Below are 15,420 nucleotides of genomic sequence, written 5' to 3'. Positions count from 1 at the left end.
GGACAAGGAGCCACTCATGTCGAACGACTACGGCAGGACCCCCGAGGCCGTCAGCGGTCTCACGAACCTGCAGTACGAGGTCACGCAGCAGGACGCCACCGAGCCGCCCTTCCGCAACGCCTACTGGAACACCCACGACGACGGCATCTACGTCGACGTCGTCTCCGGCCAGCCGCTGTTCTCCTCGCGGGACAAGTACGACAGCGGCACCGGCTGGCCGAGCTTCACGCGCCCGATCGACGCCGACGCCGTGACCACGAAGACCGACCGCACGCTGTGGATGACCCGCACCGAGGCGCGGTCCTCCGGAGCCGACAGCCACCTGGGACACGTCTTCGACGACGGACCCCGCGCCGAGGGCGGCCTCCGCTACTGCATGAACTCGGCGGCCCTCCGCTTCATCCCGGCGGAGGATCTCGAGAAGGAGGGGTACGGTCGCTACAGCCCCCTCTTCACCACCCACACCTCTGAGGAGCAGTCATGACCGACACCGGAACCATCACCCGCACCCCCGGGACCGAGACGGCCGTCCTCGCGGGCGGCTGCTTCTGGGGCATGGAAGACCTCATCCGCCGCCAGCCCGGCGTCATCGACACCCGCGTGGGCTACACCGGCGGCGAGAACGACCACGCGACCTACCGCAACCACCCCGGTCACGCGGAGGCCGTGGAGATCGTGTTCGACCCGAGTGCGACCACCTATCGCGACATCCTGGCGTTCTTCTTCCAGATCCACGACCCGTCGACGTTGAACCGGCAGGGCAACGACATCGGGTCGAGCTACCGGTCGGCGATCTTCCCGCTCACTCCCGAGCAGGAGCAGGTCGCCCGGGACACGATCGCCGATGTCGACGCCTCCGGCCTGTGGCCGGCGAAGGCCGTCACGACGATCGAGCCCGTCGGTCCGTTCTGGGAGGCCGAGCCCGAGCACCAGGACTACCTGATCAAGTACCCGAACGGCTACACGTGTCACTTCCCCCGCGCCGGCTGGGTCCTCCCGAAGCGCGAGGACGCCACCGCCTGATCCCGAGACCCCGCTCTCGCGCCGAGACCCCCTCCTGCACACGCGTGCGGGAGGGGGTCTCGGCGCGAAGACGGGGTCTCGGCGGGCTCAGGACTCGGCGAAGAACGCGAGCGCGGCCTCCTTGAAGTCACGGGAGCCGGGGGCGTTGAAGTGGTGGCGGTTCGGGAGCTCGACGAAGCGGGCATCGGGAGCCGCCGCGGCCAGTGCCCGGGAGCCCTCGATGATCGCGTCCTTGGACCCCGTCGCGAACAGCAGCGGCACGACCGGGGCGTCCGCGGGATCGGGGTCGATCGTGCCGGAGCCCCGCAGCCCCTCGGCCAGCGCGACGAGCGCACGCAGATCGTTCCCGGGCACCCGCTCGGTCAGCGCGATGTAGTTCTGTGTCGTGCCGTCCTCCACCGAGGTGCCGTCCGCGATGTACGCGCGCACCTGGTCGAGGTCGAGACGCGCGAGGGGGATGCCGTCGGGAACACCGCCCAGGACCGCCCGGCCGATCCGATGCGGGAGCTCACGGGCCACTTCCCAGCCCACCCGGGCGCCGAGGGAGTAGCCGAGGTAGAACGCGTCGTCGACGAGGTACGTGTCCATGACGGTCTCGACGTCGGTCACGAGGTTGCGGATGGCGTAGGCGTCGGACTCATGCGGCTTGTCGCTCTGCCCGTGGCCCCGCTGGTCGAGTGCGAGCACGCGGTACCCGGCCCTAGTCAGCTCGCGCACCCAGCCCGTCAGCACCCAGCTGTCGCGCGCGCCGGAGGCGAAGCCGTGCACGGTCACCACGACCGGGGCATCGAGCTCGCCCCACGTGTACGTCGCCAGTCGTGTGCCGTCCGCCGCGTAGACGTGCTGCGGGGCGGGCATCTCGGTGAGGTCGGAGAGGGAAACAGCCACCCCTCCATCTTGGCCCTGACGTCGACGCCGAGACCCCGGTTACACGCCGAAACCCCCTCCCCGCGGTGTCGCGGGGAGGGGGTTTCGAGGAGAACCCGGGGTCTCGGGTCAGACGCGGTCGCGGAGAGCGGCGCCGAGCTCGGCGTCGACGTTCGTCCAGTACTGGAAGAAGCGCTCGCGGATGGCGTCGACCGTGATCGAGCGGCCCTGACCGGTCAGCACCTCCAGGAAGCGCGCGCGCTGCGGGCCGTCGAAGACCTCGCGGTACAGCGTGCCGGCCTGACCGAAGTCGTCGTCCTCGGCGTGCAGCGTCGCGGCGGAGCGGGTGAGCTCGCCGTCCGCCGACCAGTTCACCTCGATGCCCTTCGCCGGGTCGGCCTCGGGGCCACCGGGGGTCCCGAAGGAGTTCGGCTGGTAGGTGCGGTGCGCGGCGTCGTTGTACTGGTACCGCATCGAGCCCTCGTGCTGGTAGTTGCGGGTCTCGGCGGCGTGCGGCTGGTTCACCGGCAGCTGGTTGTAGTTCGCGCCGATGCGGTGCCGCTGGGCGTCCGGATAGGCGAACATCCGGCCCATGAGCATCTTGTCGGGGGAGATGCCGGTACCGGGCACCTGGTTCCCCGGCGCGAAGCCGGCCTGCTCGATCTGCGCGAAGAAGTTCTCCGGGTTGCGGTTCAGGGTCAGCGTGCCGACCTTGATGCGCGGGTAGTCCTTCTTCGAGATCGTCTTGGTGAGGTCGAAGGGGTTGAAGCGGTAGTCCTTGGCCTCGTCGTACGGCATGATCTGCACGTACAGGTCCCACTTCGGGAAGTCGCCGCCGTCGATCGACTGGAACAGGTCGCGACGGTAGTGGTCCGCATCGGAACCGGCCAGCTGCTCGGCCTCCTCCGGGCTCATCGCCTCGACGCCCTGGTGGGAGATGAAGTGGTACTTGACCCAGAACACCTCGCCCTCGGCGTTGATCCAGGAGTAGGTGTGCGAGCCGTAGCCGTTCATGTGACGCCAGCTGCGGGGGAGGCCGCGCTCGCCCATGAGGTAGGTGACCTGGTGGGCGCTCTCCGGCGAGAGGGTCCAGAAGTCCCACTGCATGTCCGCGTCGCGCAGGCCGGAGTCGCCGAGGCGCTTCTGCGAGTGGATGAAGTCGGGGAACTTGATGGCGTCGCGGAGGAAGAACGTCGGGGTGTTGTTGCCGACGATGTCGAGGTTGCCCTCGGTCGTGTAGAAGCGCAGCGAGAACCCGCGCACGTCGCGCCAGGTGTCGGGGGAGCCCTGCTCACCGGCGACGGAGGAGAAGCGGAGGAGGGTCTCCGAGGTGGCGCCCGGCTGGAACACGGCCGCGCGGGTGTACTTCGAGACGTCCTCGGTGACGACGAACTCGCCGAACGCGCCGCCGCCCTTGGCGTGCGGGTTGCGCTCCGGCACGCGCTCGCGGTTGAAGGAGGCGAGCTTCTCGACCAGGTAGTGGTCGTGCAGCGCGGTGGGGCCGTCGGGGCCCACGGTCAGCGAATGGGTGTCGCTCGCGATCGGCGCTCCGGCCTGCGTCGTCGTGGCCGGACGGCCCGCGTCGGTGGGGTTGGTCATGGTCTTCTCCTTCTCCGCGCGGACATGCCGAACGGACCCTCGGGGAGGGGATCGGTGGATGCGCCTACGCGGCGTTCTGGCAGCTGGGGCAGAGGCCCCAGAAGGTGACTTCAGCTGTCTGCACGGTGAAGCCCCCCGTCGAGGACGGGGTGAGACACGGCGCCTCGCCGACGACGCAGTCCACATCGCCGACCGCACCGCAGGAGGTGCAGACGATGTGGTGGTGGTTGTCGTCGATGCGCCGTTCGTACAGCGCCGCGGATCCTGCCGGTTCGATCCGGCGGATGAGGCCCGCCGTCGTCAGGTCCGCGAGGATGTTGTGCACCGACTGGATCGACGTGGTCGGAAGCACGTCGGACACGGCGCGGTAGACCCGCTCCGCATCCGTGTGGGCCATGGAGCCGAGAGCCTCGAGGACGGCGACGCGGCCCGCAGTCGCACGCAGCCCGGCGTCGCGCAACGCCGAGTCGAGTTCCGTCTCCATGCCTCCGACTCTACACGTGTTTTGAGTGATTCAAAAGAGCATGCCGGGATGCCGGGCGCGTCGCGGACTCAGACGAAGCGGACCGTCTGCTGGAGACGGGTGCGGACATCGAACAGCTCGTTGCCGCCGATGGCCCGCGCCCCGGGGACGCCCTGCCGCAGCACCATCGCCAGCGCGCTGCGTCGGACCACCACGACCGGGACGCCGCGACTGCTGCCGAGCGGCGTGACGGCCTGGGCGAGGTCGTCGTCGGGGAGCACCACGATCGCGCCGCCGAACTTCACCTTCGCGGCCTTCGCCACCGCGCGCATCCGGGCGAGAGCCGCCGTGACCGGGGCGCGGGTGCCGAGGCTCGGACCGGTGATCTCACCGCGGCGGAAGCCCACGACCCCGCCGAAGTCCTCGGACATGATGCCGTAGAGGCCGGAGGGACTGAGCACGACGTGGTCGAGCTTGTCCTCCGGGGTCTGCCCGGCGGCGACGTCGTGCCAGACCGTGAAGCCCATGCCGAGGTCGGAGACCGTGCGGGCCGTGGCCTCCTCCGCGAGCGCATCGGCGAGCAGCCGCCGGAGTTCGCGCGGGGCCGCACGGACCAGAGCCGGGGCGTACGGATCGGGGACCTCGACCCCGTGGCCCGCCCACTCGCGGATGAGGGAGAGGTAGCGCTCTCGCCGCCAGCCCCCGGGGTGTCCGTAGGAGCGGGCGCGCGGCCGGGTGTCGGTGCGCACGGTCTGGGGGCGCCAGCCGCTCCACTCGCCGCCGTCGTCGGTCAGGCCCGCGCGGCGGTCGTACGCGGCACGGTCCTCCGCAGTACCGATGAGCTCCCAGGCGCGCTGGACCTGGATGAACACGGCCGCGTCGCCGCCGGTGTCGGGGTGGGTCTGCCGCAGCCGCAGCCGATACGCCCGCCGGAGCTCGGCGTCGTCGACGGCCGGATCCACGCCGAGGACCTCGTACGGCGAGGCCGAGAGCGGACTGTCGAACATCGCTCTCCTTCCGCGACCGCGGCGTCCAGGATATCCGGCGGACGGTGTGCGGCCGCCGGGAGCCTCAGTCCGCGACGTCGACGATCCGCTCGATCCCGGCCACCGGGGCGACGGCGCCCCCGGACGCGGCGGCGAGGTCGGCGGTCAGACGCGGCAGCGCGGCGGCGGGCACCCACAGCTCGAGGTGCGCGGAGGCCCCGTAGGTCGGAGTGCCGAGCGTGGCCCCGTGCGACGCCGCCCAGTCGCGGAGCAGGTTGTCGTAGCGGCCGGCGTCGGCGTGCGGGACCTCGACGGTCGCCTGGGTGAGCGCCTCGCGACGGACGAGTGAAGCACGATCGAGCGTCTCGGACACGGCGGTGGAGTAGGCGCGGATGAGGCCGCCCGCCCCGAGCTTCACCCCGCCGAAGTACCGGGTCACCACCGCCACGACATCCGTGAGGCCGCGACGCCGCAGGACCTCGAGCATCGGGACGCCGGCCGTGCCGGAGGGCTCGCCGTCATCCGAGGACCGCGCCTGATCCGCGTGCAGGCCGGTCACCATCGCGGTGCAGTTGTGGTTCGCGTCCCAGGCGCGCTTCCGGATCGTCGCGATGACGGCCTCCGCCTCGGCCACCGTCGACACCGGCGCGACGTGCGTGAGGAAGCGCGACTTCCGGATGACGAGCGCGTGGTCGACGGCCGCCGCGATCGTCGCCGGGAACGGGTGCGGTGTCGACATCGGCCCCACGATACCTCCGTTCGAATCGCCTGATTGGTCCCAAATCCGGGCCGGATGCCGCCAATCGCGCGATTCGAACCGGCTCGACCGAACGATGGAGGCGGACTGTGGCCCGGCGGACGAGAATGTCAGCATGCCGACCGGAGACACCGCCGAGCCCGACCTCCCCGGAGGGCGGACGGGAGCACGCACGCGCTCCTGGGGGCGCCTGGTCACGTCGCTCCGGATCGGGCAGGCCGTCATCACGGTCGTGCTCACCGTCGTCGGCGTCGTGCGCTCCCTCGCCGACGGGGTCCCGGTGCCGTGGCTGCTCGCGACCGCCCTCGCCTTCCTCGGCTGGTACGGCGGCGGACTCCTGCTCTCCTCCCGCACGGACGACCGCGCGCTCGCCGCCGGCTGGCTGCTGGGGCTCACGGCCATCTGGCTGGGGGCGGTGGCGCTGTCGCCGGAATTCGTCTGGCTCGCGTTCTCGCTGTGGTTGCTCGCCGGCTTCCTGTTGCGGCTGCGATGGGCCGTACCGCTGAGCCTCCTCGTCCTCGCCGTCGTGATCGTCGCGCCGCTGCTGCACACCGGGACGACCACCTACGCGAACGTCATCGGACCGCTCGTGGGCGGCATTTTCGCCCTCGGGATCTCCCGCGGCTACCTGGAACTGGTCCGCGACGGGCGCGAGCGGCGGCGGCTCATCGCCTCCCTCGTCGCGACGCAGCAGGAGATGGCGGCCCTCCAGGACGAGCTCGCCCGGACCCAGCGTGAGTCCGGCGCCGCCGCCGAGCGCACCAGGGTGTCCCGCGACATCCACGACACGGTCGCCCAGAGCCTGTCGTCCATCGTCCTGCTGGCGCGGTCGGCGGCCGAGCACGAGGACGGTCGGGAGCAGGCGCTCGGGCAGATCGGGGCGCTCGCCGCGGAAGGGCTCGCCGACGCCCGCCGCATCGTGGACGACCTCATGCCCGCCGAGCTCGACGGTTCCGCGTTGAGCGACGCCCTCGCCCGGATGCTCGAGCGCCTGACCGCCGAGACCGGGATCGCGGCCACCCTCCACGCCGACGAGGAACTCCCCGCACTCGGCCTCGACGCCGAGGTCGCCCTGCTGCGGACGGCGCAGTCCGCACTCGCCAACGTGCGCAGCCATGCCGCCGCGACCCGGGTGGTGGTGACCCTCGCGGACGCCGGCGACGCCGTGCGGCTGGACGTGGTCGACGACGGCCGCGGCTTCGATCCGTCCCGGCTGGAGTCGGCGGGGCCCGGCGGCGGCTACGGTCTGCGGGCGATGCGCGCCCGACTGCGCGAGCTCGGCGGCGGTCTCGACGTGGAGAGCGCCCCCGGCGACGGCACCGCGCTCTCCGCCCACCTGCCGCTCGGAGGACGGTCGTGACCCCGGTGCGCATCCTCCTCGTCGACGATCACCCGATCGTGCGGGCCGGCGTGCGTTCGCTGTTCGACCGCCGCGACGACGCCGAGGTCGTGGGCGAGGCGGCGTCGGGGGAGGAGGCGGTCGTGCTCGCGCGGCACCTGCGTCCCGACGTCGTGCTCTGCGATCTGCGTCTGGGGGCGGGGATGGACGGCGTGCAGACGACGGCGGCGCTCCGGGCGCTCGACCCGGCGCCGGCGGTGCTCATCCTCACCACGTTCGACCGCGACGCCCAGATCCTCGGCGCGATCGAGGCGGGGGCGGCGGGGTATCTGCTCAAGGACATCGACCCGGAGGACATCGTCCGTGCCGTGCGACAGGCCGCGTCGGGCGGGCAGGCGCTGACGCCGGAGCTCACGGCGCGCGTCGGGCGGGCCCTCCGTGCCCCGCGGGTGCAGCTCACGGGGCGCGAGCTCGACGTGCTGCGGCTGCTCGACACCGGGGCCTCCAACCGGGAGATCGCGAAGGCGCTGTTCGTCACGGAGGCGACGGTGAAGACCCACCTCGTGCACGTCTTCGAGAAGCTCGGGGCCGACAGCCGCGCGAAGGCGGTCGCGATCGCCAGGGAGTCCGGTCTGCTCTGACGCCCGCGGTCTCCACCGTTCGATGGATCCGCGGCGACGGCTCCCCGGCGAGGCTGGAGGCAGACAGAAAGGACTCCCATGCGCAGGCTCTTCACCGCCGCGTTCGCCTCCATGCTGGTGGGCGTCGCCTCCGGACTCTTCTACCGCGAGTTCACCAAGATCAACGGCTTCCCCGAGGGGGCGCCGACGCAGCTCGGACTCGTGCACACGCATCTGCTCGTGCTGGGCTTCGTCGTCTTCCTCGTGGTGATGCTCTTGGAGAAGGCATTCGCGCTCTCCGAGAGCCGCCTGTTCGGCTGGTTCTTCTGGACCTACACCGCCGGTCTCGTGCTGACCTCCGCGATGCTCGTCTGGCACGGCTGCCTCACGGTGCTCGGGCAGGACTCCACGAAGATGATCGCCGGCATCGCGGGCGTCGGGCACATGCTGCTCGCCGCCGGCATGGTGCTGCTGTTCCTCGCGCTCCGCCCTCGTGTCTTCGCGCCGAAGGTCGCGGCCACCGGGCCCGCGACCCTCGAGTCGGTGGCCTGACGCCTCAGTCGGCCGGGATCGTGTCGTCGCGCAGGTAGGCGATGTGCGCGGCGTGACGCTCCAGGTGGTGCGGCGACTTCCGGACGAACAGCCACGCCACGATGAGGATCGCGAACCAGATCGGCGTCACGAGCAGCGCGATCAGGGTGTCCGGCTGGGTGGTCAGCGCCCAGAGGATGAACAGGAAGAACGCGAGCACGACGAACACCATGAACACGCCGCCCGGCATCTTGAACGCCGAGGTCGCCGCCTTCTCCGGACGCCGGCGCCGGTACACGAGGTAGCTGCAGAGGAAGATCGTCCACACGAACATGAAGCACACGGCCGACACGGTGGTGACCATCTCGAACGCCGTGCCGATGTCCTTGCCCGCGTAGAGCAGCACGACGCCGGACAGCAGCAGGATGCAGGACAGGAACAGCGCGTTCTGCGGCACGCGGCGCTTGGAGAGCCGGCCGAAGAACCGGGGGGCGTCGCCGTCCTGCGCCAGGCCGAACACCATGCGCGACGTGGAGTAGATGCCGGAGTTCGCGCTGGACATCGCCGAGGTGAGCACCACGAGGTTGACGACGGTGGCGGCGATGCCGAGTCCGGCGAGGGCGAACATCGCGATGAAGGGGCTCTCACCGGCGACGTACTCGGTCCACGGCGTGACGGCCATGAGGATGATGAGCGCGCCCACGTAGAACAGCAGGACCCGGATCGGGATGGCGTTGATGGCCTTCGGGAGGTTGCGCTCCGGGTCCTTGGTCTCCGCGGCGGCGGTGCCGACGAGCTCGATCCCGACGAACGCGAACACCGCGATCTGGAAGCCGGCGACGAATCCGAGGAAGCCGTGCGGGAACATGCCGCCGTGCTCCCACAGGTTCGAGAAGCTCGCGGTGCCGGCGTCGTGGGAGAAGCCGGTGAGGATCATGACGAGACCGGTGACGATGAGCGCCACGATCGCGACGATCTTGATGAGTGCGAACCAGAACTCCATCTCGCCGAAGGCGGCGACGGTGGGCAGGTTGAGCGCCAGGAGGATCACGACCACGAGGAGACCCGGGATCCACAGCGGGACGCCGGGGATCAGGGCGTCGGTGTACCCGGCGATCGCGATCACGTCGGCCACGCCCGTGACCACCCAGCAGAACCAGTACGTCCAGCCGGTGAAGAAGCCCGCCCAGGGGCCGAGGAGGTCGCTCGCGAAGTCGCTGAACGACTTGTACTTGAGGTTCGACAGCAGCAGCTCACCCATCGCCCGCATGACGAAGAACAGCATGAACCCGATGATCATGTAGACGAAGATCACGGAGGGGCCGGCGACCGAGATCGTCTTGCCGCTGCCCATGAACAGGCCCGTGCCGATCGCCCCGCCGATCGCGAGCAGCTGGATGTGCCGATTGCTGAGCGCGCGCCGCAGGTGCTCCTCGCCTCCGGCTCCGGTCTGCCCCTGGCGGATGGTCCCCGTGTCTTGCTTCGTCACGCTCTTCTCCTCCGGTCGTCGTCGACTGATGCAGAGTAACCACCGGGATGTGCCAGGCCGAAATCGACGGGCGTGGACCGGCATTTCGGCATTCGTGTGTTCCCTTCGCCCGAAACGATTCGATAAACTGAGCGCACCCCCGATCCATCCCTCCTTCCCTGCGAGCCCCTTCCTTCATGGCCACCACCCTCACCACGGGCCGTCCGTGGCGCGTCATCCTCGCGTTCTCGATCCCACTCCTGCTCGGCAACGTCGTGCAGCAGCTCTATCAGTTCGCCGACGCGATCGTCGTCGGACGCCACCTCGGCGTCCAGTCCCTCGCCGCCGTCGGCGCGACGGGCAGCCTGCTCTTCCTGCTCCTCGGCTTCGCCTGGGGTCTGACGAGCGGTTTCGCGATCCCCATCGCCCAGGCCTTCGGTGCGCGCGACGACGCCGCCGTGCGCCGCTCGGTCGCGACGGGTGTGCTCCTCAGCGGCATCACGAGCGTGGTCCTCACGGTGATCGCGCCGCTCATCGCGGGGCCGATCCTGACGCTGCTGCAGACGCCGCCCGAGCTCATGGCCGAGGCGACGGTGTTCACGCAGATCAGCTTCCTCGGCGCGGGCGCGACGATGTTCTTCAACTACCTCTCCGCCATCATCCGCGCCATCGGCGATTCGAAGACCCCGCTGGTGTTCCTCACGGTCTCCTGCGCACTCAACGTCGGCCTCGTCGTGCTCATGGTCGGGCCGCTGGAGTGGGGCGTCGCCGGGGCCGCGCTCGCGACCGTCGTCGCACAGGCCGTCTCGGTGATCCTGTGCCTGGAATTCGTGCGCCGGCGGCTGCACATGCTGCACCTGCGTCGTTCGGACTGGCGCATCTCCCGCACGGACATCGCCGACCACCTGCGCCTCGGTCTGCCCATGGGCTTCCAGGCCTCGATCATCGCGATCGGGACCCTCACGGTGCAGGTCGCCCTCAACACCCTCGGCGCCGACGCGGTGGCGGCCTACACGACGGCGTCCCGCGTGGACAGCCTGGCGGTCGCCCTGCTCTCCTCGCTCGGGCTCGCCGTGTCGATGTACGCGGCGCAGAACCACGGCGGCCGCCGCCCCGACCGCATCCGGCGCGGCGTGGTAGAGGCCACCTGGATGGCGGTCGCCGCGGCGATCGTCCTCGGCGGGCTGCTCATCGCGTTCGGCGCGCCGATGGTCCGGCTGTTCGTCGGTGACGGTGCGGACGACGTCGTCGTCATGGCGCACCGCATGCTCATCATCAACGGCTGCGGCTACTGGGCGCTCGGCATGCTCTTCGTGCTCCGCGGCGCACTCCAGGGGCTCGGCCACACGCTGGTGCCGACCGTCACCGGCGTGATCGAGCTCGTGATGCGCGTCGTCGCCGCAGTGGTCCTCGGCGCGATGATCGGGTTCGACGGCGTGGCCCTCAGCAACCCGCTCGCCTGGGTGGGCGCGATCGTGCTCCTCGTGCCGGCCTACGTCAAGGCGCATCGCGCGCTGGCGACCCAGCCCGTGGCCCCGACCGAGGCCACCGAGACCTCCGCGATCGCGATCGTCGGCCCCACCGACGGCTCGATGGTGGTCGACGCGGTCGTCACCCGCCCGGTCCGCGTCGTGCGCCCGCGCCGGCTGCGGTGGCCGGTCCGGCGCTGATCCGCGATATCCACCGGAAGGATGACCCGGATCGGACTTGAGACGGATGGGCTTCCGGAGAGACACTTCTAATGTCGAAGGTGCGGAGGGGTTCCGCCGGACGGGGGGTCGTCATGACGACATTGGGAGTGGCCAGAGATCTGGCCGCCATTCTGGTACCGATCGGATACGTGGGTGCGGCGCTCGCCGCGGTCTGCGCGATCGTGGCCGCGATCGCGATCATCCGCGGAGCCGGGGGGCTCGCGGGAGGCGCGGTCGGACTGTGGATCGTGTGCGCGCTGATGAGCTTCACCGCGAGCTTCGCGAATCAGTGGCTTCCGCTGATCGCGGCGGGCGCGTCGCTCGGGGGCATGCTCGTGATCGGCGGGATCGTGCGCGCGATGCTCACGGCGGGCGGCTTCGAGTCGCGACGCCGGGCCGCGCGCGTGAAGCCGGCGCCGGCGACCACGACGACGGCCACGCTCAAGACCGGCTCGACCGCGACGCCCACGGCGCCGGTCGCCGTCGTCTCCTAGCGCTCAGCGGTAGTCGCGGTCGCGGTGCTGCCGCGCCTCGTCGCCCGCGGCCACGCGGGCGCTCTCGCGTGCCCGCAGCTCGACGCGGCGGATCTTCCCGGAGATGGTCTTCGGAAGCTCGGGCACGAACTCGATGATCCGCACCCACAGGTGCGAGGACAGCCGTGCGTGCGCGTAGCCGAACACGGCGCGCGCGGCGGCGGCCTCGTCCGCGCCCGCGTCCGGTGTCAGGCACACGTACGCCTTCGGCACCGCGAGGCGCGTCGGGTCGGGGCTGGGGATGACGGCCGCTTCGACGACGAGGTCGTGCTCCAGCAGCACGGACTCGAGCTCGAACGGCGAGATCTTGTAGTCGGAGGCCTTGAACACGTCGTCGGAGCGTCCGATGTAGGTCAGGTAGCCGTCGGCGTCGCGCACGGCGATGTCCCCGGTGTGGTGGAAGCCCCCGGCCCGCGACTCCGCGGTCTTCTCCGGGTCGTCGTAGTACCCCGCCATGAGGCCGAGCGGCGGCTGCGCGAGGTCGAGCGCGATCTCGCCCTCGTCCTCCACGACCTCGCCCGTCGACGGGTCGAGCAGCACGACCGGGTAGCCGGGCAGCGGACGGCCCATCGACCCGACCTTGACCGTCTGGCCAGGGGAGTTGCCGATGCAGGCCGTCATCTCGGTCTGACCGAAGCCGTCGCGGATCGTGCCGCCCCACGCCTCGCGCACCCGGTCGATGACCTCGGGGTTCAGCGGCTCGCCGGCGCCGACGAGCTCCCGCGGAGGGTGCGCGAGCCGGGAGAGGTCGGCCTGGATGAGCATGCGCCAGACCGTGGGCGGGGCGCAGAAGGTCGAGACGTGGTGGGTGTCCATGACCTCCATGAGCGTGTTCGCGTCGAAGCGGTCGTAGTTGTACACGAACACCGTCGCCTCGGCCAGGAAGGGGGAGTAGAAGCTCGACCAGGCGTGCTTGGCCCACCCCGGGGAGGAGATGTTGAGGTGCACGTCGTCCGGGCGCACCCCGAGCCACCACATCGTGGAGAGGTGGCCGACGGGGTACGAGACGTGGGTGTGCTGCACGAGCTTCGGGCGGTTCGTCGTGCCCGACGTGAAGTACAGCAGAGCCGTGTCGCCGGCGGGCGTCGGGCCGTCCGGGACGAACTCCTCCGTGGTCGCGGCGGCGTCCGCGAACCGCTTCCAGTCCGCAGGCAGCGATGCGCCGACGCCGATGCGCAGGACCGCGGGGTCGATCCCTTCGAGGCGGTCGGCCAGGGCGCCGAGGGTGACGACGGCGCCGGCGCGGCCGTGCTCGATGCGGTACGCGAGGTCGGAGGCCGACAGCAGCGTCGAGGTCGGGATCGACACCGCGCCCAACTTCGTGATCGCGAGCATCACCTCCCACAGCTCGATCGTGTTGTTGAGCATGACGATCACGTGGTCGCCGCGGCCGATGCCGAGGCTGCGGAGCCAGGCGGCCACCTGATCGGAGCGCGCGGAGAGCTCCCCGTACGTCCAGGACCGGAGGCTGAGGTCGGCCTCGACGATCTGCACGGCCGGACGATCGGGGTTCTCGCCGGCGATGACGTCGAACCACTCGAGCGCGAAGTTGAAGGCGGTCAGGTCGGGCCAGGCGAACTCGCGGCGCGCGGCGTCGTAGTCCGTGGCGTGCGTGAAGAGAAGGTCCCTCATCCCGCGGATCGCTTCGGTGGCGGGGGTGGCACGACGGCTCATGGTGCTCCTTTGCAACGGCGTCCCTCCATCCTGCCCCTTCGTTCAGCGGGGGAGGAAACCCGTGCCGTCGCGGAGCTCGAACACGAGCTGGGTCTCGGTGCCGCGGACGACGGGGTGCACGGTGATGTGCTCGAGCACGATGTCGCGCAGGGCGGTCGCATCCTGCACGGCCACGTGCACCAGGAAGTCGTCCACCCCGGCGACATGGAACACCTGGAGCACCCGGGGGATCGCGACGAGCGCGTCGAAGAGTGCCGTGACCTTGGGGCCGGTGTGGTGAGCGAGCCGGACCTTGATGATCGCCTGCAGCGGGTAGCCGAGAGCCGACCCGTCGAGGCGGACGCGCGTATCGCGGATCATTCCCCGGTCTCGGAGCGCGCGGATGCGGTGTGCGCATGTGGACTCCGCGAGGCCGAGCCGATGAGCCAGAGCCTTGTTGGTCACGGCCGCATCGCGGCTCAAGGCCGCGAGCAGCTCCAGGTCGATCTCGTCGAGTTGCGCTTTCGCCAACGTGCCCTCCTCGGTACGACCGGATGTTGCACAGAATAGCGAGAATCCCGGATTCGGCGAGCTGTTCTGTCGATGATCAGCGAGAACCTCGTGATTCGGTCACCGTGGAGGGATGACCGCACCGCTGCATCCCGACACCGTCGCCGTCCACAGCGGCCGAGCCGACCTCGAGGCGCTCGGGGTCCACGCCCTGCCGATCGACCTCTCCACGACCAACCCGCTGCCGGACGTCGAGCGCGGCGGGGACTCGTACGAGGCGATGGCCACGGGGGGTCGTCCGCCGCAGGACGGCAGCATGGTCTACGCCCGCCTCTGGAACCCGACGGTCGCGCGCTTCGAGGACGCCCTCGCCGAGCTGGAGCACGCTGAAGCCGCCGTCGCCTTCGGCTCCGGAATGGCGGCCATGACCGCCGTGATCCTCGCGCACACCGGTGCCACGGGGGCGCGGCACGTCGTCGCGGTGCGTCCGCTCTACGGAGGGACCGACCACCTGCTGGGGTCGGGTCTGCTCGGTGTGGAGACGACGTACTGCCGTCCCGACGAGGTCGCCGCCGCACTGCGCGCCGACACCGGACTCGTCGTCGTGGAGACGCCGGCGAACCCGACCCTCGAGGTCGCGGACATCGCCGAGATCGTGCGGCAGGCCGGGAGCGTGCCGGTGGTGGTCGACAACACGTTCGCGACCCCCGTGCTGCAGAACCCGATCGACCACGGCGCGGCGATGTCGTTGCACAGCGCCACCAAATACCTCGGCGGCCACGGTGATGTCATCGCCGGCGTCGTCGCCTGTGACGAGAGGACCGCGGAGGCGCTGCGTCGCGTGCGTGCGGTGACCGGGGGGCTCCTGCACCCGCTCGGCGCGTACCTGCTGCACCGCGGTCTCACGACCCTGCCGGTCCGCGTGCGGCACCAGCAGGAGAGTGCTCGTCGCATCGTGCAGTGGCTGGTCGATCGACCCGAGGTCGCCGAGGTCTTCTATCCGGGGCTCGACGGGGATCCGTGGGGCATCCTGGAACGGCAGCTCCGCGGGCCGGGGGCGATGATCGCCCTGCGGCTGCGAGGCGGTTATGCGGCGGCCGCGGCGGTGGCCGGGGCGACCCGCCTCTTCACGCATGCGGTGTCACTGGGCGGCGTGGACTCCCTCATCCAGCATCCTGCCGCGCTCACGCACCGCCCGGTCCCCGCGGAGGCGCGTCCCGCCGCCGACGTCCTTCGCCTGTCCATCGGCCTCGAGAACGTCGATGATCTCCTCGCCGACCTCGCGAACGCCTTCGCCACTCTCGCCGACCCACCCCTTTCCGTGCCACCCACCCCGGAAAGTGCGTCACATATGGGGGTGGCTCGCACATAAGGGGCCGG

16 protein-coding genes are annotated in these 15,420 nt (G+C 70.7%); 8 read left to right on the top strand and 8 right to left on the bottom strand.

The window, feature by feature from the left end; genetic code table 11:
* The first annotated feature begins 16 nt into the window (after positions 1-16).
* Both msrB and msrA read left to right on the top strand, forming a co-directional pair.
* Positions 17-484 carry a peptide-methionine (R)-S-oxide reductase MsrB gene (gene msrB / locus MICNX66_RS16195; RefSeq protein WP_102209798.1) on the top strand — a complete coding sequence of 156 codons (468 nt, stop codon included), beginning with the start codon at positions 17-19 and terminating at the stop codon, positions 482-484.
* Positions 481-1,023: a peptide-methionine (S)-S-oxide reductase MsrA gene (gene msrA / locus MICNX66_RS16190; protein WP_187662723.1), complete on the top strand. Its 543-nt coding sequence runs from the start codon at positions 481-483 to the stop codon at positions 1,021-1,023. The genes msrB and msrA overlap by 4 nt, the downstream gene beginning before the upstream one ends.
* Positions 1,024-1,110: 87 nt before the next feature.
* On the opposite strand, the gene MICNX66_RS16185 is transcribed toward msrA, so the two are convergent.
* From MICNX66_RS16185 to MICNX66_RS16165, 5 genes are all read right to left on the bottom strand, one after another.
* On the bottom strand, positions 1,111-1,911 hold the full coding sequence (locus MICNX66_RS16185) for an alpha/beta fold hydrolase (RefSeq protein ID WP_187662722.1): 801 nt from the start codon (positions 1,909-1,911) through the stop codon (positions 1,111-1,113).
* 108 nt (positions 1,912-2,019) lie between these two features.
* Complete coding sequence (locus MICNX66_RS16180) at positions 2,020-3,489, bottom strand: catalase (protein ID WP_136052327.1); 1,470 nt, start codon at positions 3,487-3,489, stop codon at positions 2,020-2,022.
* Positions 3,490-3,553: 64 nt separating this feature from the next.
* Positions 3,554-3,973: a Fur family transcriptional regulator gene (locus MICNX66_RS16175; RefSeq protein WP_187662721.1), complete on the bottom strand. Its 420-nt coding sequence runs from the start codon at positions 3,971-3,973 to the stop codon at positions 3,554-3,556.
* Between the two features lie 68 nt (positions 3,974-4,041).
* The gene (locus MICNX66_RS16170; RefSeq protein WP_187662720.1) at positions 4,042-4,959 is read right to left on the bottom strand and encodes a J domain-containing protein; all 918 of its coding nucleotides are present in this window, start codon (positions 4,957-4,959) and stop codon (positions 4,042-4,044) included.
* A gap of 64 nt (positions 4,960-5,023) precedes the next feature.
* The gene (locus MICNX66_RS16165; protein WP_187662719.1) at positions 5,024-5,677 is read right to left on the bottom strand and encodes an IMPACT family protein; all 654 of its coding nucleotides are present in this window, start codon (positions 5,675-5,677) and stop codon (positions 5,024-5,026) included.
* A gap of 133 nt (positions 5,678-5,810) precedes the next feature.
* Here MICNX66_RS16165 and MICNX66_RS16160 point away from each other — a divergent pair, with 133 nt between their 5' ends.
* The 3 genes from MICNX66_RS16160 (at position 5,811) to MICNX66_RS16150 (ending at position 8,206) form a co-directional block, all read left to right on the top strand.
* On the top strand, positions 5,811-7,055 hold the full coding sequence (locus MICNX66_RS16160) for a sensor histidine kinase (protein ID WP_187662718.1): 1,245 nt from the start codon (positions 5,811-5,813) through the stop codon (positions 7,053-7,055).
* Complete coding sequence (locus MICNX66_RS16155) at positions 7,052-7,675, top strand: response regulator (RefSeq protein ID WP_025102775.1); 624 nt, start codon at positions 7,052-7,054, stop codon at positions 7,673-7,675. Before MICNX66_RS16160 ends, MICNX66_RS16155 begins: the two co-directional genes overlap by 4 nt.
* A 78-nt stretch (positions 7,676-7,753) precedes the next feature.
* Positions 7,754-8,206 (top strand): DUF2871 domain-containing protein, encoded by a 453-nt coding sequence (locus MICNX66_RS16150; protein ID WP_187662717.1) that lies wholly within the window; start codon positions 7,754-7,756, stop codon positions 8,204-8,206.
* 4 nt (positions 8,207-8,210) lie between these two features.
* Here the strand turns inward: MICNX66_RS16150 and cycA are convergent, their stop codons facing one another.
* Positions 8,211-9,674 carry a D-serine/D-alanine/glycine transporter gene (cycA, locus tag MICNX66_RS16145; RefSeq protein WP_232089126.1) on the bottom strand — a complete coding sequence of 488 codons (1,464 nt, stop codon included), beginning with the start codon at positions 9,672-9,674 and terminating at the stop codon, positions 8,211-8,213.
* 176 nt (positions 9,675-9,850) lie between these two features.
* Between cycA and MICNX66_RS16140 the strand changes: the two genes are divergently transcribed.
* A complete protein-coding gene (locus tag MICNX66_RS16140) occupies positions 9,851-11,323 on the top strand; it encodes an MATE family efflux transporter (protein ID WP_187662716.1) in 1,473 nt (490 codons plus the stop codon).
* Between the two features lie 113 nt (positions 11,324-11,436).
* Complete coding sequence (locus MICNX66_RS16135) at positions 11,437-11,838, top strand: hypothetical protein (RefSeq protein WP_187662715.1); 402 nt, start codon at positions 11,437-11,439, stop codon at positions 11,836-11,838.
* A gap of 3 nt (positions 11,839-11,841) precedes the next feature.
* Here the strand turns inward: MICNX66_RS16135 and MICNX66_RS16130 are convergent, their stop codons facing one another.
* Together MICNX66_RS16130 and MICNX66_RS16125 are read right to left on the bottom strand one after the other, a co-directional pair.
* A complete protein-coding gene (locus MICNX66_RS16130) occupies positions 11,842-13,551 on the bottom strand; it encodes an AMP-binding protein (protein ID WP_187662714.1) in 1,710 nt (569 codons plus the stop codon).
* A 42-nt stretch (positions 13,552-13,593) separates the two neighbouring features.
* Positions 13,594-14,061, bottom strand: a complete 468-nt coding sequence (locus MICNX66_RS16125; RefSeq protein ID WP_187662713.1) for an Lrp/AsnC family transcriptional regulator — start codon at positions 14,059-14,061, stop codon at positions 13,594-13,596.
* Between the two features lie 112 nt (positions 14,062-14,173).
* Between MICNX66_RS16125 and MICNX66_RS16120 the strand changes: the two genes are divergently transcribed.
* Positions 14,174-15,412 (top strand): trans-sulfuration enzyme family protein, encoded by a 1,239-nt coding sequence (locus tag MICNX66_RS16120; protein ID WP_187662712.1) that lies wholly within the window; start codon positions 14,174-14,176, stop codon positions 15,410-15,412.
* The last annotated feature ends 8 nt before the right edge of the window (positions 15,413-15,420 follow it).

Origin of the sequence: Microbacterium sp. Nx66, assembly GCF_904066215.1 — a bacterium.
GTDB classification, from domain to species: Bacteria; Actinomycetota; Actinomycetes; order Actinomycetales; family Microbacteriaceae; genus Microbacterium; species Microbacterium meiriae.
Note: the sequence above shows the minus strand (reverse complement) of the source record. Positions and strands in the feature narration are given on the sequence as shown.